Raw genomic sequence first — 24,076 nt, 5'->3', positions numbered from 1 at the left:
GTACGATTTAAGCAATAGATTGTCCGTTAACGAACACTACCCATGGGCGAGTGAAATGCCTGTTTTATGTAAAATACTGTTGGCAAGTGGTTTTCGATTTGTGGAATAATTTATGTACATTCAAGTTGTTTTTGAATATTGTTTAATTTAAGCATTAAAAATGAAAAAAATTTCCTACTTACTGGTTGTCCTTTTTATTTCGGCTGGCTTCCGGTTACAGGCCCATGAGGGAATGTGGATCCCCATGTTGCTGCAACAGAATTTTGCCGAAATGCAACGGATGGGACTAAAATTAACCCCCGAACAAATTTATAGCGTTAATCATTCCAGCTTGAAAGATGCCATTGCCGGACTTTCAAACAGTCCGCATCCGCAAGGCTTTTTCTGTACTTCCGAGATCGTTTCCGATCAGGGATTGCTTTTTACCAATCACCACTGTGGTTACGAATCGGTACAAAAGCACAGTACGGTGGAACACGATTATCTGAAAGATGGTTTTTGGGCCATGAGCAAAAAAGAAGAGCTGCCCAACAAAGGGCTTACGGCTTCTATTTTGGTACGGATGGCCGATGTGAGCGACAGTATTTTGCCGCATGTTTCTGATACCATGAGCCAGCAGGAACGGGCAAAAATTATTAATCCGATTATTGCCCGGCTTAAAAAAGCCAATTCTGAAAACGGCAAATACAATGTGGTGATCAAACCTTTTTTTGAAGGAAACAAATACTACATGTTGGTTTACATCGTCTATCGCGATGTACGACTGGTGGGAGCACCACCTTCATCCATCGGAAAATTTGGTGGCGATACCGACAACTGGATGTGGCCCCGCCACACCGGCGATTTCACCATCTTCCGTATTTATACCGCTCCCGACGGCTCACCGGCTGATTATTCCCCCAAAAACGTTCCGTTAAAACCCAAATATCACCTTCCCATTTCTCTTGACGGGATTAAAGAAGGCGATTTTGCCATGGTTTGGGGATTCCCGGGTTCAACCAATCGTTACATGACTGCTCCTGAACTGGAATTCAGAATGGAACACTATTATCCGCCGTTGGTAGAAGCTTTTGGTAAAAAACTGGAAGTATGGAAAAAACACATGGATGCCAATCCGGATGTGAAAATTAAATATGCTTCCAATTATGCGATGATTGCCAACAGCTGGAAATATTTTATCGGACAAATGCGCGGCGTGAAAAAACAGCATGTTATCGCCAAAAAGAAAGCTTTTGATGAAGAATTCTCAAAATGGGTTGCTGAAAATCCGGAAAGAAAAGCCAAATATGGTGAAGTGTTACCGGATATCACCAGCGCTTTTCAGGCGGAATCCAAAACCATTGAGCCCCTGATTTACGCCAGTATTACCGGTGCGCAGGGAGCAGAACTTCTTGGTTTTGCACAAAAACTGGGCGCTGTAGAAGGTCTTTTGAAACAAATTAAAGAAACCAAAGACAAAGAACAGAAAGCCAAAAAAATGAAAAGGCTGAAAGAAATGACAGCCGAACTGAGTGGCAAACTGCACAAAATGTACAAAGACTATGACATGCCTACCGATCGCGATGTTTTTGCTGCCATGACCCAGATGTTCTTCCAGAAAGTACCGGAGAACCTCCATCCGGAATATCTTGACAAGCTGGCCAAGAAATTCAAAAATAATTTCAACGCCATGGCCGATTACGTTTTTGAAAAATCACATTTCAGTACCGAAGCCAAAGCCAAAGCTTTTCTGGAAAATCCGGAGCTGAAAGCAATAGAAAAAGACCCGGCTTATCTCCTCTCGCAACAATATATGGCCAAGTTAATGGATGCCTCAGGCCAATACCGTGCGGCTTCCGGAAAACTGGCCAAAGGAAAGCGTTTGTTTATGAAAGGCATCATGGAAATGGAACCCAACAAAGTTTTTTATCCCGATGCCAATTCTACGTTGCGTTACAGCTACGGAAAAGTGGAAGGATATTATCCGAGAGATGCGGTTCATTACCTGTTTCAAACCCATCTGTACGGCGTAATGCAAAAAGAAGATTCAACCAATCCGGAATTTATTGTTCCTAAAAAGCTGAAAGAACTTTACGAGAAGAAAGATTTCGGCCCTTATGGCCAGGATGGCAAACAGGATGTGGATTTCCTGACCACCAACGACATTACCGGCGGAAATTCCGGAAGTCCGGTCATCAACGGAAAAGGCGAACTGATTGGCCTGGCCTTTGACGGCAACTGGGAAGCCATGAGCGGCGATATCGCTTACATTCCCAAATTGCAACGTACCATTGTGGTCGATATCCGTTATGTATTGTTTATCATTGACAAATATGCCGGCGACACCCGCCTGATTGATGAGCTGACCATTCATAAATCAGTTCCGCAACCAAACCGGGTAGAAGCTGCCGCTGTTACCAGCGAAAGTCAGAAATAAAAGAGAAATGCAACGGAGCATAACGATGTAATTTGAAAATCCTTTTTCCCGGCAGTGACTCCCTTTTACTGCCCACATTTGCGGGACTGTCCTTCCCTGGGACAGTCCCCTTTTTTTATGAAAATTTGTAGGAATGGTTTTATTTTGGGCGCCCGGGCGGCCCGTCGCTTATAGTCCTCGGGCAAAAGCCGTGTCGGCTAAATGTTGGCGGGGGCTTCTCATGTCGCCCCGCCGCCTTAAGCCTCCAGCCGGTTTTTGCCCTGCGGGCTATTCCGCTCCGGTCCTGGCGCAGAAAGCATGCACTACTCATCTCATCGTTCAAGTGTCATTTGGACGATGGGGAAATATCACTGCTTTTTCAGTCGGACAAGACTGAAAAAGAATCCGGCTGATGCCAATTACAAATTAAAAGGTACTTTTTTTGTTCTCCGGTTTAAAGGACAGCCACCCGTACCACCGGTTTCATTCCGGCAGGAACCCGGATGTCGTATCTTCCCATAATAATAGAGCCGTGTTGTAATTGAACGCCAATGTAATATCTTTTGACGTAGTGGTTGTATGGATCTTCTTTGGGATTGGTAGGCGGCGGACATTTTTTACATTTGTAAGGAACGCTGATGGTTACCGGATGAGGATACATTTTGGCTTTGGTAGCAGAAAAGCCTCTTCCCGTGGCGTTGGCAAACTGAAAAATGGCCAGCGGTTGCTGGTCGGTGCGGATAAAGGTTTCTGTTGCCCGGCCAAACAATTGAATATAGTCATTCTCGTTATTGGTCAGCGAAACGGTTACCCGGTAGTAATCTTCTCCTTTTTTCGATTTGCGTAAAACAGCCACATAGCTGGCCGAGAACCCGTCGATTTGTGTGGTCTTTCCGGCTTGCAGAGTGACGAACTGCTGGGAAAAAGCAGTGGTGTCAAAAAGTAATCCAATAACGAATAAAAAAAGAGTAATTTTTTTCATAATGCACTAATTTTTAAAGTGAAACCTTGAAAAAATATTTATTAAACAGTGATTTGTTTTTTGATACCGGTTTTTATTTTTTATGAAGAAAGCGGATTTTCCATTTTTCGGCTCCTTCAGGTGGGTAAAGATAAACTTCTTCCCCCTTGTGTAATCCTTTCCGGATGATAATGTCTTCATCGTTGCTTTTTCCGGTAAGTACCTGCTGCTTATAACCATCAGTAAAAACATAACTGATGGAGTCGTTGTTGTGTACACATTCCACCGGAATGTACAGGACCGAATCGATGACATCGGTAATAATTTGATTTTTAGTTGTCATCGCCGGACGCAGGACCGAATCGTTTCCATTCAACTGAATGATGACCTCAAATACTTTGGCGTTGGAATTTTTCATTTGTTGCCCGATGTTTGCCACTTCTGTAACTATCCCGGTAAATTTTTTATCCGGAAAAGCATCGGTGCTGACAATGGCTTTTTGTCCCTTTTTTACTTTGCTGATGTCGATTTCATTCACGTAAGTTTTGCTGTTCATGGCACTTAAATCAGGCAGAATGGCTACCACATTATCCCAGGTGGAAACCTGTGAACCGGCTCCCTGTTTTTTTCCTTCCCAGTTTCTTTTGTAAATAACCATGCCGGCTTTGGGAGCATAAATAACAAATTCGCTGTTTAGCTTATTCAGCTCATTCAGTTTTCGTTCAGCCTTGCTGAGCTGGGCCTGTACTTCTTTCATGTTGGCCCTGGCTTTTTCACTTTTCAGGATATAATTTTCTTTGGCTTGTTTGTACGTGCGTTGGGCTTTTTCAAGATCCAGCTTTACCTGTCGCTGTGTGGCAGGCGGTTCATAAATAGATTGTTGCACAATGATTTGTTTGTTTTCCAGGGCATATTTCATGTTGACCAGCGCATCGCGGGCATCGCGTAAAGTTATGGCTGTATCCAGTTGGGTTTTGGTGTACTGCATCCGCAGCTTTTCCACATCCAGCTCCTGATCTTTGATTTTATTGGCCAAATCGCTCCGGTCAAGATTGGCTACCCAGTCGCCGGAATCCACCACGGTTCCGTCCGGAACAATTTTTTCGATGCGGTATTGCCAAATCCGGGCGTTACGCAGGGCAGAAGGATTCGGACCATGAATCTTCTCATTGCTCCGGGCTTCCAGTTCTCCTGTCGTGGTCACGCTGATGACAAACCGGCCATATTTTACCGGAACCTGAATTACGGTTTTTTCACTGTTTCCGGTACGGGTAAAAAACCAAATCAACAGGGCAAATACAAAAATGCCGATAAAGTACCAATAACTTTTTTTCATGTTTGTTGAATGCAGAAAGCCGTTTAAAAAAAGGTAAATTTACACAAGTTTTGGCAATTCAGAAAAAATAAAACAACTTTGATTTTTCTTCCGGGTTTGCAGAAAAAAGGCTTCCCGGTTTATTTTCAGAAAAAAGAATACAAAGATTTATCATGTTGGTTTACTTTTTCTTACGGTACACGAAAAAATGTGATAATTTAGAATAAGTATATCGTACAACAGCACAGGAATATGATTATTTTTGCGGCGGTTAAACAAAAAAGATGGATTTTTATCATAAATTATTGAAAAAACCATTAACCAGTATTCATAACCGGCAACTGCACGGGGATGTGCTCTTGCTGAGTGTGATTATCGGCGTCTGGGGCGGTTTGTCAGCCGTTATTCTGAAAAATATTGCCTATTATACCCACCAGTGGGTAACCCGCGGTTTTGATTTTGGGACCGGGTATTATGTATATCTCGGATTGCCGGTTATCGGTTTAACCCTCACGGTTTTGTTTACCAAATATGTGGTGAAAGCCAACCTTTCGCACGGGGTGAGTATTGTGTTGCATGCCATTTCCAAACGGTTTGGCAAAATTCGGTCGCACAACTTGTATTCCTCTATGGTGGCCAGTATTTTCACCATCACGTTTGGAGGCTCTATGGGTTTTGAAGCCCCGATTGTTTTAACCGGCGGGGCCATCGGCTCTTTTTTGGGACGAAAATTCCACATGAGCCGGAAAACGGTAATTATTTTGGTGGGCGCAGGAGCCAGCGGAGCACTGGCCGGTATTTTTAAAGCGCCGATTGCGGCTACCGTTTTTTCATTGGAGATTTTAATGATTGACCTGACCATGGCCAGCCTGATCCCTATTCTGATTTCTGCTGTTTCGGGGGCAACCATGGCTTATTTTCTGATGGGAAACGGGGTGCTGTTTTCCATTCATCTCGACCGGATGTACGATGTCAACAACCTGCCTTTTTATGCTTTGCTCGGAATTTTTACCGGTTTGGTTTCGCTTTATTTTAACCGTACTACTTTCCTGATTGAAGATTTAATGGGAAAACTGAAAAAAGACAGTGAAAAAGTGTTGATTGGCGGACTGGCCATCGGAGTAATTATTTTCATTTTCCCGTCAATTTATGGTGAAGGTTACGAATTTTTACGGCAGCTTATCTCCGGTCAGGGCGGAAGCCTGATTAACCAGAGTGTCATGCCGTCGTCCGGCAGGATTACCCACATCTTGCTCCTTTTGTTTTTGATCATGATCTTTAAGGTCATCGCAATGGCTACTACCGGTGCCAGCGGCGGTGTTGGGGGTATTTTTGCTCCTTCGTTGTTCATGGGGGGAGTAGCCGGCGTATTTTTTGCCAAGATGGTAAACCTGTTGCCTTTTGTTTCGGTGCCGGAAAAAAATATGGGACTGGTGGGAATGGCCGGAGTAATGGCCGGAGTGATGCATGCGCCGCTTACCGGAATTTTTCTTGTGGCCGAGTTTACCGGAAGCTATCAGCTGTTTGCTCCATTGATTTTTACCGCCATCTTTTCTTATCTGACCATCAGTCTGTTCGAAACACATTCGATTTATACCAAACGGCTGGCTGAGAAAGGCGAACTGATGACTCACCACAAGGATAAAGCCGTTTTGCAGATGATGCGGGTTTCTCCATTGATCGAAACCAACTTTAAAACCATCAACAAAAATGCAACACTGGGCGATTTGGTTCATGTTTTGGCTAACTCTGAGCGAAATATTGTAGCGGTAGTCGATGACGATAATAACTTTCAGGGTATCATCTTCATGAACGACATTCGCAATATTATTTTCAAGCCAGAATTGTACGATAAAATTAAAGTGGATGAGTTGATGTACATGCCCGAACCGCTGGTGAGCCCGGACGATACCATGGAAGAAGTCACCAAAAAATTCCAGGATTCAGGAAACTTTAATCTGCCGGTGATCAAAGACGGAAAATATCTGGGGTTTGTATCGCGGGCGCAGGTTTTCTCACAGTACCGGAAATTGCTCAAAGAGTTCTCGGACGAATAGTTTCTAAGTTAAAAATTCGACCGGATAGCCTCCACCGGATCCAGTCGTGAAGCACTCCAGGCCGGAATAAAACCGGATACAATACCGATAAAGGCAGAAACGCCAATCCCTACAACAATATTTTTTAGCGAGAGGATCAATTTGAACCCAAGGAGAGAAGAAGCTCCGTAGCTGAGAAGAAAAACAATGAGCAATCCGACCAATCCTCCGGCGATGGAAAGAAAAACAGCTTCGAAAAGAAACTGGAGTAAAATGAAATACTTTTTGGCGCCCAATGATTTTTGAATCCCGATTTGGTTGGTCCGCTCTTTTACCGATACAAACATAATATTGGCAATGCCAAAACCACCGACCAGCAGGGAGAAACCACCGATAATCCAGCTGACCAGCGCAATAATCCGGAAAAGCGAATCGAATCCTTTGTTGATGATGTCGGTTTGGTTAATGGTAAAATTGTTATCGGCACGGGGTTTCAGTTTCCGAATGGAACGCATAATCCCGGTCAGCTCCTCTTTCATGGCTTCTACGCTGACGTAAGGTTTGGAAATAACAATAATGCTGCAGTTGATGTTTTTAGGATTGACCAGACTGTTGGCAAACATGACCGGAACAATGACACGGTCGTCTGATGAATTGCCGAAAATATCTTCTCCTTTCTTTTTGATGACACCGATGACATCCAGCTTGCGACCGAAAATTTTAATTTGTTGTCCTACCGGATCGCTGTGCGGAAAAATATTTTTGGCGATATCAGCCCCGATAATAGCCAGGTTTCTTCCTCCTAAACATTCGCCCTGCGTGAAATACCGTCCCTCCTGAAGGTCAAAAGGCATCACTTTGTTATAGTCGTACGAAACGGCCATGATGGTGACATCCTCCATGTAATTGTCGCCATTATACACATTCCGTTGTACAGCGTACATAAATGTGGCATCGGCTACTGTGGAACTTCGTTTCAGGATTTCTTTCATTTCCTGTAACGTAGGCTGGGGCCGTTGAAAGTATTTCCACCAAGCGATCTTTCTGCCCATTACCCAGGGCCATTTCTGAATAAACAGCACGTTACTTCCCAGCGAATTGATTTCGCTTTTGATGTTGGATTGCAAACTGTCGAATACGGTGAAAACCGAGATAATGGAAAAAATACCAATGGTGATCCCCAACAGCGAAAGTAATGCTCTCACTTTGTTAATTACCAGTGCTTTGTAGGCAAACACCAAACTCTCGTACACTAATTTCAGAACTTTCACCTTTTTTGTTTTACAGAAATCAGGGTTTTACTTTTATGCGAAAAATATATTTTCAAAAATAAAGGAAAAATTCATCATTTCATTGTATTTTGCAAAAAGAAAATGTAACGCTTTTTATTCATCGTAATCAATTAAAAACAAAACAGTTGTGAAAAAAATCAAAACCGCGTTAATTTCGGTTTATCACAAAGACGGACTCCTTCCGGTATTAGAGAAGTTAAACCGTCTCGATGTTACGCTTTATTCCACAGGCGGAACGTATGATTTTATTACTCAAAACGGTTTTTCTGCAAAAACCGTTGAATCGTTGACCGATTATCCTGCCATTTTAGGCGGACGGGTAAAAACCCTGCATCCGAAAGTTTTCGGAGGAATTCTGGCACGTAGCGAGAACGAATCGGATCAACAACAGTTACAACAGTATGCCATTCCTACTTTTGATTTGGTGATGGTTGACCTGTATCCTTTTGAAGAAACCCTGAAAAATACACACGACCGGAACGAGATCATCGAAAAAATAGATATCGGGGGAATTGCCCTGATCCGGGCTGCGGCTAAAAATTACCATGATGTATTGGTGGTTCCTTCGCTGGAGATGGCTCCGGAGTTACTTGCTTTGCTGGAAGAGAAAAACGGGGAAACTTCGCTTGACGACCGCCGCTATTTTGCTGCCGCTGCTTTTGATATGAGTTCGCACTACGATACGGCTATTTTTCACTGGATGAATCCCGGGCGGATCCATTCGTTTAAAAAAAGCATTCGGAATGTTCATACCTTGCGTTACGGAGAAAACCCGCATCAAAAAGGACTTTTTTATGGCGATATGGATCGCGTTTTTGAACAGTTGCACGGGAAAGCCATTTCCTATAACAACTTGCAGGATCTGGATGCGGCCATCCATCTGATCGATGATTTTGAAGAAACTACTTTTGCCGTAATCAAACATAATAATGCCTGTGGGCTGGCCTGTCGTGAAAACCTGACCGAAGCCTGGAAAGATGCCCTGGCCGGTGATCCGGTTTCGGCTTTTGGCGGGGTACTGGTGACCAACCGTCCGGTAGATACGGAAACCGCTGCCGAGATCAATAAAATTTTCTTTGAAATAATTTTGGCACCGGGTTATTCGCCCGGAGCTTTGGAGTTGTTGCAATCCAAGAAAAACCGGATTATTCTCCGGCAAAAATCACATGCTTTTCCCGGTGAACAATTCCGTTCGGTATTGAATGGCGTGTTGTGGCAGGATGCTGACCGGGTGACCGAAACCGAAGCCGATCTGGAAGTCAAAACGGAAACAGCTCCGACGCCGCTGGAAATAGAAGATCTGCTTTTTGCCAATAAAATTGTAAAACATACCAAGAGCAACGCCATTGTACTGGCCAAAAACAAACAGCTGTTAGGATCGGGTACCGGCCAGACTTCGCGAGTAGATGCACTGCGTCATGCCATTGAAAAAGCCAATTCTTTTAATCTTTCGCTAAAAGGAGCGGTGATGGCTTCCGATGCTTTCTTCCCTTTTGCCGATTCGGTGGAGATTGCTCATAAAGCGGGAATTACGGCCGTTATTCAGCCTGGCGGTTCCATCCGGGATAAAGATTCAATCGCTTATTGTAACCAGCATCAGGTGAGCATGGTTTTTACCGGTGTGCGTCATTTTAAACATTAACTATATCTTTGCAAAAGAAATATCAAAAAGGGAGAGTAAAAACATGGGCCTGTTTTCATTTTTAACAAAAGAGATTGCCATAGACCTTGGAACGGCCAACACCGTGATTATTTATAACGATAAAGTGGTGGTGGACGAACCTTCTATTGTGGCACTGGAGCGGGATACGGGAAAAATTATTGCCGTAGGGAAAAAAGCCATGCTGATGCATGGAAAAACGCATGACAACATCAAAACCATTCGTCCGTTGCGCGATGGCGTGATTGCCGATTTTCAATCGGCGGAGTATATGATTCGTGAAATGATCAAAATGATAGGCATTAAAGGGTCTATTTTCCCTCCGGCATTGAAAATGGTGATTTGTATCCCCTCGGGAATTACAGAAGTGGAAGAACGGGCTGTAAAAGATTCGGCAGAACAAGCCGGAGCCAAAGAAATCAAGCTGATTCATGAACCCATGGCTGCTGCTATCGGTATTGGTATCGATGTGTTGGAACCTACCGGAAACATGATTATTGACATTGGTGGCGGAACCAGCGAAATTGCGGTGATTGCCCTTGGCGGTATTGTGAACAATACCTCCATCCGGATCGCCGGTGATGATTTCAACGCGGACATTGAAGAATACATGCGTAAGCAGCATAACATCAATATTGGTGAACGTACTGCCGAAAGAATAAAAATAGAAGTAGGAGCTGCCCTTACCGATCTGGAAAATCCGCCGGACGATTATGCCGTACACGGCCGGGATATGCTTACCGGAATTCCGAAAGAAATCACGGTGAATTACAAAGAAATAGCTACTTGTCTTGACAAGTCCATTTCCAAAGTAGAAGCCGCGGTGCTCAACGCATTGGAAAATACGCCTCCGGAGCTTTCAGCCGACATTTACCGGACAGGAATTTATCTTGCCGGTGGCGGGTCTTTGTTACGCGGACTGGATAAACGGATTCATCAAAAAACAAAATTACCGGTACATGTGGCAGAAGATCCGTTGCGTGCTGTAGCCCGCGGAACCGGTATTGCGCTGAAAAATTTTGAGAAATTTACCTTCCTGATTAAATAAGTGAATAGGATATTATGGCATGCGTAACCTGCTGACCTTTTTCTTAAAGCATCAGTTTTTCAGTTTATTTATTATTCTGGAAGTTATTTCTTTTGCCATGCTCAGCAATAGCTATTCTTACCAGCGTATGCTCCGATTTCACGCGGTGAGTGATGTGTCCGGCGCAGTTTACGAAGCTTTCCACGATATAACCGGTTATTTTCATCTAAAAGAAGAAAACCGGCAACTGTTGGCCGAAAACGGCAGACTGAACAATATGTTGTTGGCTTCCATGTTGGCGCCTGACAGCAGTTTCCGGCAAACGAAAGATTCTTCCTATCTCTATATCCCGGCCACAGTCATTCGTAATACGGTGAATCATACGAATAACTTTATCATGCTGGACAAAGGAAGTAAGCAGGGAATACAAAAAGAAATGGGGGTAATTTCCGATAAAGGTATTGCCGGAATCATTATCGGGGTTTCTCCGCATTTTTCCATTGCCATGTCGTTGCTTAACATGCATGCCCGTATTAGTGCGAGAATAAAGAAAAATGACCAGCTGGTGAACGTGATTTGGAATAAGGATTATGGTATGGACGGCGAAGTGGTGGATATTCCGGCTCACATTCAGCTGCAAAAAGGTGATACGATAGTTACCAGCGGCAACTCGTTTATTTTTCCGGCCGGATTAAATATTGGGGTGGTCAGCCAGTTCGAGAAAAGTAAAAACAACAGCCTCAACAAAGCCAAACTGCAATTTAGTACCGATTTTAACAGCCTGCATTACGTTTACATTATCAAAAACCTTGATAAACAGGAAAAAATAAAATTATTGGAGGAAGCAGCCAATGAATAGTGGAGTAGTAAAGCATATTGTGCGGTTTGTGCTGCTGATTCTTTTGCAGGTGCTGGTTTTGGATACGGTGCAGTTTGGCGGGTACATTATTCCTTATGTTTTTCTTTTGTTTGTGCTGTTGCTTCCGTTGGATATCAACAAAACCGTTTTATTGTTGCTTGCCTTTTTTACCGGTCTGACGGTGGATTATTTTGAAAATACGCTGGGATTACAAGCAGCAGCCGTAGTCTTTATGGCTTATGCCCGTCCGGGAGTCATCCGTTTTTATTTTTCGGGAACAGAGTTTCCGAAAGGCGAGGAGCCGGGGATTTCCACTTTTGGCGTGTGGGGATTCCTGAAATATGTTTTTACGCTGGCCTTGTTCCATCAGTTTGCGTTGACTTTACTGGAAGAGTTTAGCTTCCATAATTTTATGCAAACCATGACCGAGGTTTTCCTGAATACGCTGGCGACTACCCTGGCTATTTTTGTAACGGTATTGCTTTTTACCCGCCGGAAAAAAAGACGAAGAATTTAACCGGGTTTCCACCAGAATGTTCCGGATATAAAACGCAGTGGCTTGATTTGAAGTTAAAACAGATTTCCTTGTTCCGGGTGTTTGGTTTTTCCAAGATGCTGATAGGCGCGTTCGGTGGCTTCGCGTCCGCGGGGTGTGCGCATGATGTATCCTTCCTGGATCAGAAAAGGTTCGTACACTTCTTCGATGGTGCCGGCTTCTTCGCCAACAGCCGTAGCAATGGTGGTGATGCCCACAGGGCCGCCTTTAAACTTGTCAATGATGGTGGATAAAATCCGGTTGTCCATTTCATCCAATCCATACTGGTCCACATGCAACGCTTCCAGCGCATGTTTTGATATGGCCATATCGATGACTCCATTGCCTTTTATCTGGGCAAAATCGCGTACGCGGCGCAACAGTAAATTGGCAATACGCGGTGTTCCGCGACTTCTGCCGGCAATTTCCAGTGCGGCGTCATCATCAATTTTTACACGTAAAATAGAAGCCGAACGTTTGACAATGCCTGCCAAAACCGGCGTGGTGTAATACGACAGCCGCGAGGTAATCCCAAATCGTGAACGCAAAGGAGCGGTCAACAAACCGGAACGCGTAGTGGCTCCCACTAAGGTAAACGGGTTCAGGCTGATTTGCACCGACCGTGCATTGGGACCGGTTTCGATCATGATGTCAATCTTGAAGTCTTCCATGGCCGAGTACAAATACTCTTCTACCACCGGACTTAACCGGTGAATTTCATCAATAAACAAAACATCATTTTCTTCAAGATTGGTCAGCAATCCGGCCAAATCACCGGGCTTGTCCAATACCGGCCCGGACGAAGTGATAATGTTCACTTCCAGCTCGTTGGCAATGATATGCGACAGGGTTGTTTTGCCCAGTCCCGGAGGACCGTGTAGCAAAACATGATCGAGGGCTTCGCCCCGTTCGCGGGCAGCCTGAACAAATATCTTCAGATTTTCCACTACCTGGGGCTGACCGGCAAAACTCTCAAAACGTCCCGGTCGCAGGACATTTTCAATTTCCTTTTCAATTTTGCTTAATGCAGCTCCCGATGGATCCAGATTCTCGTTCATGGAAAAAAATTCTTTCGTACAAAGATAAACATTCGGGATAAACTACAGAACCGAATTACCAGGGACCGGTGTGTTGGATTCGATTTTTTATTCCGTTGTTTTACAGGTCTTTGTGAAATGATGCCGGAAGGAGAAAAACGGCTGCTTGAAAAGCCGTATTTTTGTAATCGAAAAATAAAAAACAAGTCAAATGGCCATTCAAAATTTTGTTGCTTATAATCCGGTGCGATTGCACTTTGGCGAAGGGGTTGTGCAAACCCTGGGAGAAACGATAAAACAGTATGGAAAACATGTTTTGCTATTGTATGGAAAAGGGTCGGTAAAAAAATATGGATATTATGATGAGGTAACCGGTATTTTGAAAAATGCCGGTCTTCAAATTACAGAATTTGGAGGCATTCAGCCGAATCCGTTAGTGGATGATGTACGTCGGGCAATTGCGCTCGGAAAAGAAAAAAAAGTAGATGTTATTTTGGCTTTGGGTGGTGGCAGCGTGATTGACTCGGCCAAAATCGTTAGTGTGGGATTGGTTCATGATATTGATCCCTGGCAGTTTATGCTGTGGCAGGCTTTTCCTGAGCAATCGGTTCCTTTGGTAACGGTACTTACGCTTGCTGCAACAGGAACCGAAATGAATGCTGCTGCTGTTTTGCAAAATACAGAAACCGGAAAAAAAGTGGGGTTTGTTCACCCGGAGCTTTTCCCAAAAGATTCTTTTCTTGATCCGGCTTACACGGTTACCGTTCCTAAAGATTATACCGCTTACGGAATCGCCGACTTGATTGCGCATGCATTGGAAGCTTTTTTTGGAAAAGGTGAACCGTCGGTCATTGACCGGATAACGGTAGATATCATCAAAGATGCCATGGAACAGGCTCCGTTGCTGTTAAACGATTTGAAAAATACAGCATGGCGGGCCAATATCATGCTGGATGCAACGCTGGCCTTAAACGGATTAACGAATTATGGAAGAAGCAGCGGCGATTGGGGTGTTCATGCGTTGGGTCATGAATTATCATTGCTTTACGGAATGCCTCACGGGGCCACACTAAGTATTGTTTATCCGGCCTGGCTTAAATTACAAGCCGGCAGAATTCCAAAAAGAATTCAGAAATTGGGAGATCTGCTTTTTGGCTTAACGGATATTGAAACGGTTATTCAAAAGCTGGAAGTCTTTTTTAAATCCATTGATTGCCCGGTTCGTCTTGCTGATGCAGGAATCGATGAATCAAAAAAAGAAGAAATTCTGCATCAAATGAATAAAAACCAGGATTCAGGAATGGTGTATTTATTAAATGATGCCGACCGGAAACAGATTGTGGAATATATGTAGGAAGGATAAGATCCAAACAAAAAAAGCTGCCCGGACTTCAGGCAGCTTTTTTTGTTTTAAGTTTGTTTTTATTTGGATCCCAGTGGGTTAGCGGTTACAGTTGTATTGACGGCTACCGATATGGTGAAAGAAAAATCATCAATATCAGTTTTCCCTTCTCCGGAAATAGTAAATTCTTTTTTGGCACTGAGAATTTTATCAATTTCGTCCCATTGTCCGTTGGTATTGTCCAACGTGAAAGTTGCGCCGTTTTTAATGGCTACGTTGGTAAAGGTCCATGTTGCTGTTCCGGCATCGGAAGAAAAAGTAATGGTTCCGCTTTCTAAAACCGCTTCTTTGGTAACATTTTTAAAGGTACCGGTAAGACTGGTTACTTCCCATGATTTGATCAGATCAAGATATTTTGCTACATCGGAGTTGGAAGTGGGGTCAATGGTTGCACTTCCTGAAAAAGAACTTTGTACGGCTTTGGTAGAAGATTCAGCAGGTACATTCATGTTTAAATCGACAGTATAATTGGCATCAAATTTTACATCAAGCAAAGATTTTACTTCATCGCATCCCGTACTGAATAAAAGTCCGGATACAAGAATAGCAGTAAATAATAATTTCATTCTCATGGTTTTATGTTTTAGGGTGAATAATTTAGTGCTCAAAAATAAACAAAATATCAATCATACTGACAGTTATGAAAAGTTTTGCAAGAAAAAATGCGCTCTTTTTTGGGGAAAAATTTCATGGGTTATTTTTCAAACAGGGCCATATCACAAATTGTTATCCATAGTCACGTAAGCAATCCCTTCGTCAGGCTCCTTTGGGAAAGAATAAGGCGGAATGTTTTTACGTAATGTTAGACGCCAAACGTCAAATATCACCCCTCCGTTTTTTGCAAAATTGCCGGTAGTATCAACAAGATTTCTTTTTTGTCATGACAACTTTCCCGGATTTTCGGCTGCTGTTTCCTTTTCCGCAATCGTTATAAATACGGCGCATGTTCAAAATGAAAATGTTTGAATCTAAAAAAACGTTAAGCTCAGGGTTTTCCTTGTTTGTTAGCCGGAAAATGTTGAATTTTGCAGTCAGTAAAATTAAGTTTAAAACGAACAAAATAAGGAGGTTAAAATGATGAACAACAAAATAACCGGCTTGCGGGCCATGGAAATTCTCGATTCAAGGGGAAATCCGACAGTAAGAGTTTATGTGGAACTGAGTGACGGCACACAAGCTGTGGCTTCTGTGCCATCCGGTGCCAGTACCGGCGAAAACGAAGCGGTAGAACTGCGTGACGGTGACAAAAAACGGTATGCCGGAAAAGGAGTTTTAAAAGCGGTTGAAAATGTAAATAAAGTAATTGCCCCGGCATTGATGGGAATGCATGCCCACGAACAAGCAGCCATTGATTATAAAATGATCGAAATGGATGGTACCAAAAACAAATCAAAATTGGGTGCCAATGCCATTTTGGGTGTTTCCATGGCAGTAGCCCGTGCTGCTGCAGCATCTGCAAACATTCCGTTGTATCAATATTTGGGTGGAGCCGGAGCCCGTCGTATTCCTGTTCCGTGTATGAACATTTTGAATGGTGGTGCTCATGCTGATAACAGCGTTGATTTCCAAGAATATATGGCTGTTCCGGTAGGCGCTCCCAACTTCCGCGAAGGTTTGCGTTATGTGGCAGAAACATTCCATGTGCTGAAAGGTATCTTGAAAGACCGTGGCCTTTCTACCGGCGTAGGAGATGAAGGGGGTTTTGCTCCGAATCTCGACAGTAACGAAGATGCGATCGAAACCATTATTCAGGCTATCGAAAAAGCCGGTTATAAACCGGGTAAAGATATTGCCATTGCTATGGACAGTGCGGCCAGCTCTTTCTCCATTGACAACAAAAGCCAGTACGATTTAAAATGGTCGGGTGCCGGCAAAATGGATAGCGAAGGATTGATCAAAAAAGCGGAAGAATGGCTGGATAAATATCCGATCGTATTGTGGGAAGACCCGTTGGCTGAAAACGACTGGGAAGGTTTCAAAAAATTCACAGAAAAACTGGGTGATAAAATTGAAGTGGTTGGTGACGACATTTTTGTAACCAATACCGAATATATCTCACGTGGTATTAAAGAAGGTACAGCGAACTCTGCACTGATTAAATTAAACCAGATTGGTTCGGTAACCGAAACCATTGAAGCTGTACGGATGTGCCGCGATGCCGGTTGGCGTTATTTCATCTCGCACCGCTCAGGAGAAACTTCAGATACTTTCCTGGCTGATTTTGCCGTAGCTATGGACGGCGGACACCTGAAAACCGGTTCTGCAAGCCGTAGTGAACGTTTAGCTAAATACAACCGACTGCTCGAAATTGAACAGGAACTCGGTAATACTTCGTTCTATTATTGGAAGTAAATTTCAATGAAAGACAAAAAAGGCTGTTCTTCCGGGAGCAGCCTTTTTGATTTATTGGTTTTTGAAAAAAAAGCCTAACTTTGAGGAAAAAACCGATGGACAAGTTTTTACAACCTACCCCTTTTTTGAATTTCGAACATCCGGTTGTTCAGGATTTTGTTCGGAAAACAACAGAAGGAATTTCCGGACAAAAGGAAAAAGCCGTCCGGTTGTTTTATGCCATACGCGATGGTATTCGTTATAATCCTTATCACATTGATCTTACTGTGGAAGGTATGCGGGCCAGCACTACACTACAACATGGATACGGATGGTGTGTGGGGAAAGCTGTTTTGCTGACAACGGTATGCCGGGCAGCCGGTATTCCGGCACGGCTTGGTTTTGCTGACGTACGCAATCACCTGAGCCCCGGAGAGATCGTAAAGGCTTTAAAAACCGATATTTTTTACTGGCACGGATTCAGCCTGCTTTTTCTGGACGGAAAATGGGTGAAAGCCACACCGGCTTTTGATTTGAATCTTTGCGAAAAACATAACATTTTTCCTGTGGAATTTAACGGGGAAGAGGATGCTGTATTTCCTCCGTATGATCGCTCAGGAAACCGGCATATCGAATATCTGAACGATCGTGGCGTGTTTGATGATCTTCCTCTTCAACAGATTTATGAGTCGTACAAAGCCGATTATGGGGAAGATGTATTGGAGATTTTGTTATCAGAAAACCATCCTGTTAAGATGAAAATCAGGCAAGCGGAGCAGAGTAGTCGCTGATCCTGATACTGAAAATCAATGATTCTTTTATCATGAAAAAAGAAATTGCCTCACCGCAGGCGGCCAAACGAATGGGCACAGCGCCGGTTTACTTTACGGCGATTTCTACCATTTTAGGGGCCATTCTGTTTTTGCGTTTTGGTGTGGCCGTAGGTACTGTGGGAATTGCAGGCGTATTGTTTATCATTATTATTGGCCACATGGTAACACTTCCCACGGCCATGGCCATTTCTGAAATTTCCACAAACCAAAAAGTAGAAGGCGGTGGCGAGTATTACATGATCTCGCGCTCGTTTGGCTTAAACATTGGAGCTACCATTGGGATCTCATTGTACCTTTCGCAGGCGATCAGTATTGCTTTTTATATCATTGCGTTTACTGAAGCGTTTACTCCTTTAATTCATTTTGTTCAGCTTCATTACCATCTTTTGATTCCGAAACAGGCAATCGGAATTGTTACTTTGGTTATTTTGGGGGTTGTTATCTGGAAAAAAGGAGCCAATATCGGCGTAAAAATGCTGTATGTAGTGGTGACGATCCTGTTGTTATCGTTGTTGGCTTTTTTCCTCGGTCATCCGGTCAACGGCACGGCCCAGTCGGCTTTTGCTTATCCGCCTTTGCGTAATACCGATCAGCTGTTTGTTATGCTGGCCATTATTTTTCCGGCATTTACCGGTATGGATGCGGGCGTGGGATTGTCGGGCGATTTAAAAAGTCCGCAGAAATCTATTCCGCGTGGTACGTTGTGGGCCACGGTTACGGGAATGATCATTTATATTTTTGTGGTGATCAAACTGAATATTTCTGCCACTCCGCAGGAGCTGATGACCCAGCCTTTGATCATGAGTAAAATAGCTTTGTTCGGCTGGATTATTATTCCGCTTGGTTTGGCTGCCGCTACCATGTCGAGTGCAATTGGTTCCTTTCTGGTGGCTCCGCGCACCATGCAGGCTATTGCAGTGGACAATTCCTTTCCGATGGAAAAAATGAATCGTGTGCTGGGTAAGGGTAAAGGAAAAACCAATGAACCCCAGAATGCGACTTTTTTTACCCTTCTGCTGGCTTTGGTGTTTGTGGTAATGGGAAGTATTGATGCGGTGGCAAAGATCATCTCCATGTTTTTCATGATCACCTATGCCTCCATGAATTTGATCTCTTTTCTGAATCATTTTGGTTCGGATCCGTCTTACCGGCCTTCGTTCCAGTCGAAATGGTATTTTTCTCTTGCCGGATTTGTTTTCGCTTCTGTATTGATGTTTCTGATGAATCCGCTGTATGCTTTTATTTCGGTGGCTGCCATTTTCTTGCTTTATTTCTGGATGAAGCATGTACATCAGGACAGAAGAGGAATTGAAAATATTTTTCATGGAGTGATGTTCCAGGTTAGCCGTAAACTGACAGCTTATCTTCAAACCGGAACCATAAAAGAAAGAACCTGGCGTCCTTCGGCCATTTGCATCTCTTCCGATACGTTTAAACGGGATAAGATTTTCGATTTGCTCAACTGGATCTCCTATTCCCACGGGTTTGGCACGTATATGCATTTTATTCAGGGCTATTATTCCCGCGAAACGCATCTGGAAGCGAAAAAAGTTATGGAACGGCTGATCCATAAAGCAAACAGGACCGAAGGCAGCATGATTGTCAGCACCATTATTTCGCCCTCCTATACTTCGGCCATTGCCCAGATTATTCAAACGCCCGGCATTGCGGGGGTGGAAAATAACATGATTATTTTTGAGTATGATAAACACCAGCCGGACCAGTTACCCCAAATTCTTGAAAACCTGAGAATGGTACAGGCCGGCGATTTCGATATTTGTATTTTGGGCAGTTCCATGCGCAACATCAAGTATTACAACGGGATTCATATCTGGATACGTGATTTAAACCGTGACAATGAGCGACTGATGATTTTACTAAGCTATGTCATTTTGGGGCATCCTGCCTGGAAAAATGCTTCCATCAGTTTGTTTACCCTGTCGTCACGCGACCGGATGGAAGAAACCCGGAAGAATATTGCGCAGTTTGTGCTGGAAGGAAGGCTTCCGGTTTCGAAAAATAACATCACAGTGATTGAAAAAGATCCGGATATGAATTTCAGAACGCTTGTGGCACAGTACTCTGCTGAAGCAGCCCTGACCATTGTCGGGTTTTATAACGAGCAGCTGAAACATGAAGGAATACATCACTTTGAAGGTTTTGATGAGATCGGAGATATTCTTTTTGTCAACGCCCATGATTTGCTTGAGATTAACTGATGCAAACCAGTGAAAGGGTTTGTTTGAATATTTTTACATTTGCAGCGATTTTAAGGAGATAAATTATGCCGAATAATCAGTTTGTTGTTATCGGAATCGGACAGTTTGGCGAAGCCATTGCCCGGTCGTTATCGGAAAAAGGAGCCGAGGTACTGGCTATTGATAAGAATCAGGAAAAAGTGGATTATATTGCCAACGATGTGGCTTATGCCGTGGCACTGGATTCCACGGATAAAAAAGCACTGCTTTCTCAGAATATTCAAAATTATGATGCAGTGGTGATTGCTATTGGCGAAGATTTTGAAGAATTGTTACTCACAGCAGTTAACCTTATCGAGCTGAATATCAAACGGATTATTGTCAGGGCAAAAGGAAAAGTCAACCGGCTGATATTGGAAAAACTGGGACTTACCGAGATTTTTTCACCTGAACATGCGGTAGGTGCTGTGGTGGCTGAACGGTTGCTGAACCCGAGCATTGTAAATTTCCTGGATTTGCCTGACGGGTATGTGATTACCGAATTAAAAGCTCCGAAATCGGTTATCGGACAAACCCTGCAGTCCATTCAGCTTCGTGAATCCTACAATATTAACCTGGTTACCATTAAAAATGAGGTGGAAGAGAAAGAGGGAGATGTGGTGGTGAAAAAACAACATATCCGGGGTGTTCCGCACCGCGATACCGTAATCAATGAAAACGATTTTCTTGTTGTTTTCGGCAGCACACGCGATATTCAGAAGTTTATTGATATAAACAGTTAATGGCTTATGCCTTCCAGACTTTTTAAAATCAGGGAGAAAATAAACCTTCGCATTTTCAGCAGTAAAGAGCTGGTGGAGAAAATATTTCATGTGCTCAGTTTTTTGGTGCTGGTACTGGTGGTGGCCGTGGCTGTTTATTACTATGGTTTCCCGAAAACAACAACCTCCATGCGGTTTAATGAGCGGGTGATGAAATTGAGCTTGCTCTATTTTACCATCCGGTACGTGGTTTTTGTGTTTTACGATTTCCACCCGTTGAATTTTATAAAAGAACATCGTTTTGAAGGAAGTGTATTGCTTTTTTTCCTGATCTATTTGCTCCTTCCTTCGTTTTTTAATGAAATCGTTTTCAGAGGGATCTTTACGGACCTGATCAACAATCACTCGGTTTTATTATTACAGCTTTATTTTATTCTGATTATCGGCATAGAGCTTTCCAAATCAGGAGATAAGATAACGGCATTGAACCTGAAACCGGCTACATTACTGATTCTTTCTTTTGTGTTGCTTATCGGAGCCGGCACGGGTTTGTTAATGCTCCCGGAAATGACGGTTGGCCACCATTTCAGCTTTTTGAATTCGTTGTTTACAGCTACCAGTGCCAGTTGTGTTACCGGATTGATTGTGGTGGATACGGCTACTTTTTTTACCCTGAAAGGGAAAGTAATCATTATGATTCTGATTCAGCTTGGCGGTATCAATATCATTTCATTTGCTACTTTTTTTGCTACTTTTTCCAAATCATCGGGTAGTATCAAATATCAATCGCTGATGAAAGAATTTTTGAGTACCGACCGCCTTTCCGATTCGAAAAGTGTCTTGCGGAGCATTGTGGAGTTTAGTTTGCTTATCGAAGGAATTGGTACGCTGTTGCTTTATTTTTCGTGGGGAAACATGCATTTTTCCAGTTGGAAATCGCAACTTTTCAATTCAGCTTTTCATGCGGTATCGGCTTTTAACAATGCCGGATTTTCCACCTTTACCAATAATTTGGCCACAGAAGGTATCCGGAACCTGTATTGGCTGCAGGTGATTATTATTCTTCTCATTTTCTTCGGTGGTTTTGGCTTTGTGGCCATGCAGGATTTGTTTAGCTTCAAAAGTATCCGCGAAAGGAGACGGGTTCCGTGGAAAAAGCTGAATACGGGAACCAAGATCACGCTTTATATGTCGTTGTCTTTGATTGCGGTAGGCGCTTTTGTTTTTTATATTTTACAAAAAGAAACGCTTTCGGGAGAGGTGTGGTACCAGCAGCTGGTAACTTCGGTTTTTCAGTCGGTAACTACCCGTACAGCCGGATTTAATACGGTCAATATCGGAAAACTGGCTACTCCGGTGCTCATCTTTTTTATCTTTTTGATGTTTGTGGGAGCCGGCCCCGGATCGACTGGAGGCGGAATTAAAGTAACTACTTTTGCCGTCATCGTAAAATCGGCCATTGCCACCATTAAAGGAGAAAAAAATGTGGTCTTTTTCAAACGGACGATTCCTTTTGGCACCATCGACAAAGCGTATTCCATTGCTTTGTTCTCCATTTCTGTTATTTTTATTTCCACATTTTTTCTGAGTATTACCGAGCCCGGTGTGGACCTGATGAAACTGTTATTTGAAGAGTTTTCTGCTTTCGGAACGGTAGGTCTGTCCACAGGCATTACGGCATCACTTTCCGCTGCCGGGAAATCCATTATTATTCTTTCGATGTTTGTCGGCCGTATTGGTACACTGACGCTGGCCATGGCACTGAGTACCCGTGTAATTTCCACCAAATACCGTTATGCACAAACTTCGGTCATGGTAGGTTAACCGATTGTTTTTTTCTGTTGGTGTAACACGCTCAGGGCACAGGTATATCCCGATAAGATAGCTCCGGAGAAACCACCGCCCGGCGAGCTCCAGGCCGAAGCAAAATATAATCCGGGTACCGTACTTTTTACCGGTAATCTTTTACGGGCACTTTGATCTAAAGTTTGGGCATATCCGTAGGGCGATCCGCCCGGATTCAGTGTATACCGTTCAATGGTTAAAGGCGTAGCAGCTTCTTTGTATTCTGTGATTTTTTCAATTCCCGGAAGTACTTTTTCCAGCCTTTTCATCAGCAGGCTGATGCTTTCTTCCTTTTTTTGCCGGTAAGCTTTTTTGTCAAGATTCTGCCATTCTTTTGCGTCATCCATGGTACAGATTACTCCCACAGATTTTCCTTCGGGAGCAAGGCCGGAATCGACCATTCCGTAATCGACAAAAACAAAAGAGCGTTGGTCAAAGCTGGCTTTGGCATTGGAAGCCAGATCTTTGGTGCTTTCCACACTGTCGTCAACAACAAAAGTGGAATAATGCCGGTTGCCAATGGTTTTCGGTGGTTTTTTAAATCCCAGATAAACCGTAAAGATAGATGGTCCGGCTTTCATGTTTTGGGTTTGTTGCCGGAGATTCTGCGCGGCTTCGCCGGTAAGCAGTTCTTCTGCAATACGGGGAACGGCAGCGTTGGCAATGATTGTTTTTGCCCGTACTTCGTGGATGTCGGTTTCTTTTTTACGGTTTTCACGATAGGTAACCCCAACCGCATTGCCGTTTTCTGTCAGGATGGAAGTAACCTGTTGCCGTAGCAAAACTTCTCCGCCCTGTTCGCGGATAAAATTCATCAGGTAATCCGATAACTTCTGTGAGCCGCCTTTGATAAAATAGCTTCCGTTGGAGAAATAACTGTTTTGTCCGGCTGCAAAATAAAAAAGGGATAATTCGTATGGATCGTCATGGTAATAAGAAGCATTGCCCAGCAAGATCATTTTCAGGCGTTCGTCATGAAATAGTTTATCCATAAATCCGCCTGCCGTATTCAGTGTGCTGCGGACCAGTTTGGGGTAAAACAAGGGGAACAGCGGTTTTTTAAAACGTTTTTCTTTTTTCGTGCGGGGGAGGTTTTCTATTTCACGTCCCAGGCCGGTCACAAAACGAAAATACTTTTCAATAGCGGCGGTTTCATCCGGGAACATTTTTTTCAGTTTCTCTTTTGCCTCATTGGGGTTTTCTGGAAATACAAAGTCCGTTTCTTTCCAGATGATTCTGTAAAATTCGGGAATCGGAACAAAATGCACATGCTGTGGAATGCCAAGTTCATCAAAGATCTTCTTTTTTATTCCGCTTCGAAACCCGTCCATTTCGTGCAATCCGGCTTCTACGTGAAATTTCTTCCGTTGGAAAGTGGTGGCGCAGCCGCCCGGAACATCGTGTTGTTCAAGAACCAGTACTTTTTGTCCTTCTTTGGCCAGTTTGGCGGCGGCTGTCAGTCCGCCCAATCCGGCACCAATGATAATGGCATCGTAATTCATGGAGAAAGTTTTTGTTGGGGTTAAAGTTAAGTGATCCCGGTTATAAATCAAAATACGTTTTTGCCAGAGGTTGTATAAATCTTGTAT

General features: G+C 43.5%; 18 protein-coding genes. 12 read left to right on the top strand and 6 right to left on the bottom strand.

Annotation, left to right across the window (positions count from 1 at the left end; genetic code table 11):
* The first annotated feature begins 160 nt into the window (after positions 1-160).
* Complete coding sequence (locus LA303_RS12840) at positions 161-2,416, top strand: S46 family peptidase (protein ID WP_240525779.1); 2,256 nt, start codon at positions 161-163, stop codon at positions 2,414-2,416.
* Positions 2,417-2,849: 433 nt separating this feature from the next.
* Here LA303_RS12840 and LA303_RS12835 read toward each other — a convergent pair whose 3' ends face one another.
* Both LA303_RS12835 and LA303_RS12830 read right to left on the bottom strand, forming a co-directional pair.
* On the bottom strand, positions 2,850-3,377 hold the full coding sequence (locus LA303_RS12835; protein ID WP_240525778.1) for a hypothetical protein: 528 nt from the start codon (positions 3,375-3,377) through the stop codon (positions 2,850-2,852).
* 73 nt (positions 3,378-3,450) lie between these two features.
* The gene (locus tag LA303_RS12830; RefSeq protein ID WP_240525777.1) at positions 3,451-4,692 is read right to left on the bottom strand and encodes an efflux RND transporter periplasmic adaptor subunit; all 1,242 of its coding nucleotides are present in this window, start codon (positions 4,690-4,692) and stop codon (positions 3,451-3,453) included.
* 263 nt (positions 4,693-4,955) lie between these two features.
* Between LA303_RS12830 and LA303_RS12825 the strand changes: the two genes are divergently transcribed.
* Complete coding sequence (locus LA303_RS12825; RefSeq protein ID WP_240525776.1) at positions 4,956-6,728, top strand: chloride channel protein; 1,773 nt, start codon at positions 4,956-4,958, stop codon at positions 6,726-6,728.
* Positions 6,729-6,736: 8 nt separating this feature from the next.
* Here LA303_RS12825 and LA303_RS12820 read toward each other — a convergent pair whose 3' ends face one another.
* Positions 6,737-7,978 carry an ABC transporter permease gene (locus LA303_RS12820; protein ID WP_240525775.1) on the bottom strand — a complete coding sequence of 414 codons (1,242 nt, stop codon included), beginning with the start codon at positions 7,976-7,978 and terminating at the stop codon, positions 6,737-6,739.
* 148 nt (positions 7,979-8,126) lie between these two features.
* Here LA303_RS12820 and purH point away from each other — a divergent pair, with 148 nt between their 5' ends.
* Genes purH through LA303_RS12800 form a run of 4 tightly spaced genes read left to right on the top strand, consistent with a single transcriptional unit; the run spans position 8,127 to position 12,062 of the window.
* Complete coding sequence (gene purH / locus LA303_RS12815; protein WP_240525774.1) at positions 8,127-9,641, top strand: bifunctional phosphoribosylaminoimidazolecarboxamide formyltransferase/IMP cyclohydrolase; 1,515 nt, start codon at positions 8,127-8,129, stop codon at positions 9,639-9,641.
* Positions 9,642-9,684: 43 nt separating this feature from the next.
* Positions 9,685-10,707, top strand: coding sequence for a rod shape-determining protein (locus LA303_RS12810; protein WP_240525773.1), 1,023 nt, complete (start codon positions 9,685-9,687; stop codon positions 10,705-10,707).
* Positions 10,708-10,726: 19 nt separating this feature from the next.
* The gene (gene mreC / locus LA303_RS12805) at positions 10,727-11,545 is read left to right on the top strand and encodes a rod shape-determining protein MreC (RefSeq protein WP_240525772.1); all 819 of its coding nucleotides are present in this window, start codon (positions 10,727-10,729) and stop codon (positions 11,543-11,545) included.
* The gene (locus LA303_RS12800; RefSeq protein ID WP_240525771.1) at positions 11,538-12,062 is read left to right on the top strand and encodes a rod shape-determining protein MreD; all 525 of its coding nucleotides are present in this window, start codon (positions 11,538-11,540) and stop codon (positions 12,060-12,062) included. Before mreC ends, LA303_RS12800 begins: the two co-directional genes overlap by 8 nt.
* A gap of 53 nt (positions 12,063-12,115) precedes the next feature.
* Here the strand turns inward: LA303_RS12800 and ruvB are convergent, their stop codons facing one another.
* Positions 12,116-13,138, bottom strand: a complete 1,023-nt coding sequence (ruvB, locus tag LA303_RS12795; protein WP_240525770.1) for a Holliday junction branch migration DNA helicase RuvB — start codon at positions 13,136-13,138, stop codon at positions 12,116-12,118.
* Between the two features lie 190 nt (positions 13,139-13,328).
* Between ruvB and LA303_RS12790 the strand changes: the two genes are divergently transcribed.
* Positions 13,329-14,471, top strand: a complete 1,143-nt coding sequence (locus LA303_RS12790; RefSeq protein WP_240525769.1) for an iron-containing alcohol dehydrogenase — start codon at positions 13,329-13,331, stop codon at positions 14,469-14,471.
* Between the two features lie 68 nt (positions 14,472-14,539).
* On the opposite strand, the gene LA303_RS12785 is transcribed toward LA303_RS12790, so the two are convergent.
* Complete coding sequence (locus tag LA303_RS12785; protein ID WP_240525768.1) at positions 14,540-15,085, bottom strand: hypothetical protein; 546 nt, start codon at positions 15,083-15,085, stop codon at positions 14,540-14,542.
* Between the two features lie 511 nt (positions 15,086-15,596).
* Between LA303_RS12785 and eno the strand changes: the two genes are divergently transcribed.
* The 5 genes from eno (at position 15,597) to LA303_RS12760 (ending at position 22,466) form a co-directional block, all read left to right on the top strand.
* On the top strand, positions 15,597-16,871 hold the full coding sequence (gene eno / locus LA303_RS12780) for a phosphopyruvate hydratase (RefSeq protein WP_240527148.1): 1,275 nt from the start codon (positions 15,597-15,599) through the stop codon (positions 16,869-16,871).
* Between the two features lie 95 nt (positions 16,872-16,966).
* A complete protein-coding gene (locus LA303_RS12775) occupies positions 16,967-17,641 on the top strand; it encodes a transglutaminase-like domain-containing protein (RefSeq protein ID WP_240525767.1) in 675 nt (224 codons plus the stop codon).
* A gap of 32 nt (positions 17,642-17,673) precedes the next feature.
* Positions 17,674-19,902 carry an APC family permease gene (locus tag LA303_RS12770; protein WP_240525766.1) on the top strand — a complete coding sequence of 743 codons (2,229 nt, stop codon included), beginning with the start codon at positions 17,674-17,676 and terminating at the stop codon, positions 19,900-19,902.
* Positions 19,903-19,967: 65 nt separating this feature from the next.
* The gene (locus LA303_RS12765) at positions 19,968-20,663 is read left to right on the top strand and encodes a potassium channel family protein (RefSeq protein ID WP_240525765.1); all 696 of its coding nucleotides are present in this window, start codon (positions 19,968-19,970) and stop codon (positions 20,661-20,663) included.
* A 6-nt stretch (positions 20,664-20,669) separates the two neighbouring features.
* Positions 20,670-22,466: a TrkH family potassium uptake protein gene (locus LA303_RS12760; RefSeq protein WP_240525764.1), complete on the top strand. Its 1,797-nt coding sequence runs from the start codon at positions 20,670-20,672 to the stop codon at positions 22,464-22,466.
* Here LA303_RS12760 and LA303_RS12755 read toward each other — a convergent pair.
* Positions 22,463-23,989, bottom strand: a complete 1,527-nt coding sequence (locus LA303_RS12755) for a phytoene desaturase family protein (protein WP_240525763.1) — start codon at positions 23,987-23,989, stop codon at positions 22,463-22,465. The two genes, LA303_RS12760 and LA303_RS12755, sit on opposite strands and share 4 nt — an antisense overlap.
* Positions 23,990-24,076: the final 87 nt, after the last annotated feature.

This window comes from Candidatus Sulfidibacterium hydrothermale (assembly GCF_020149915.1).
In the GTDB taxonomy this organism is placed as follows: domain Bacteria; phylum Bacteroidota; class Bacteroidia; order Bacteroidales; family F082; genus Sulfidibacterium; species Sulfidibacterium hydrothermale.
The sequence above is the reverse complement of the archived record's forward strand: the minus strand, read 5'-3'. Positions and strand labels throughout refer to the sequence as shown.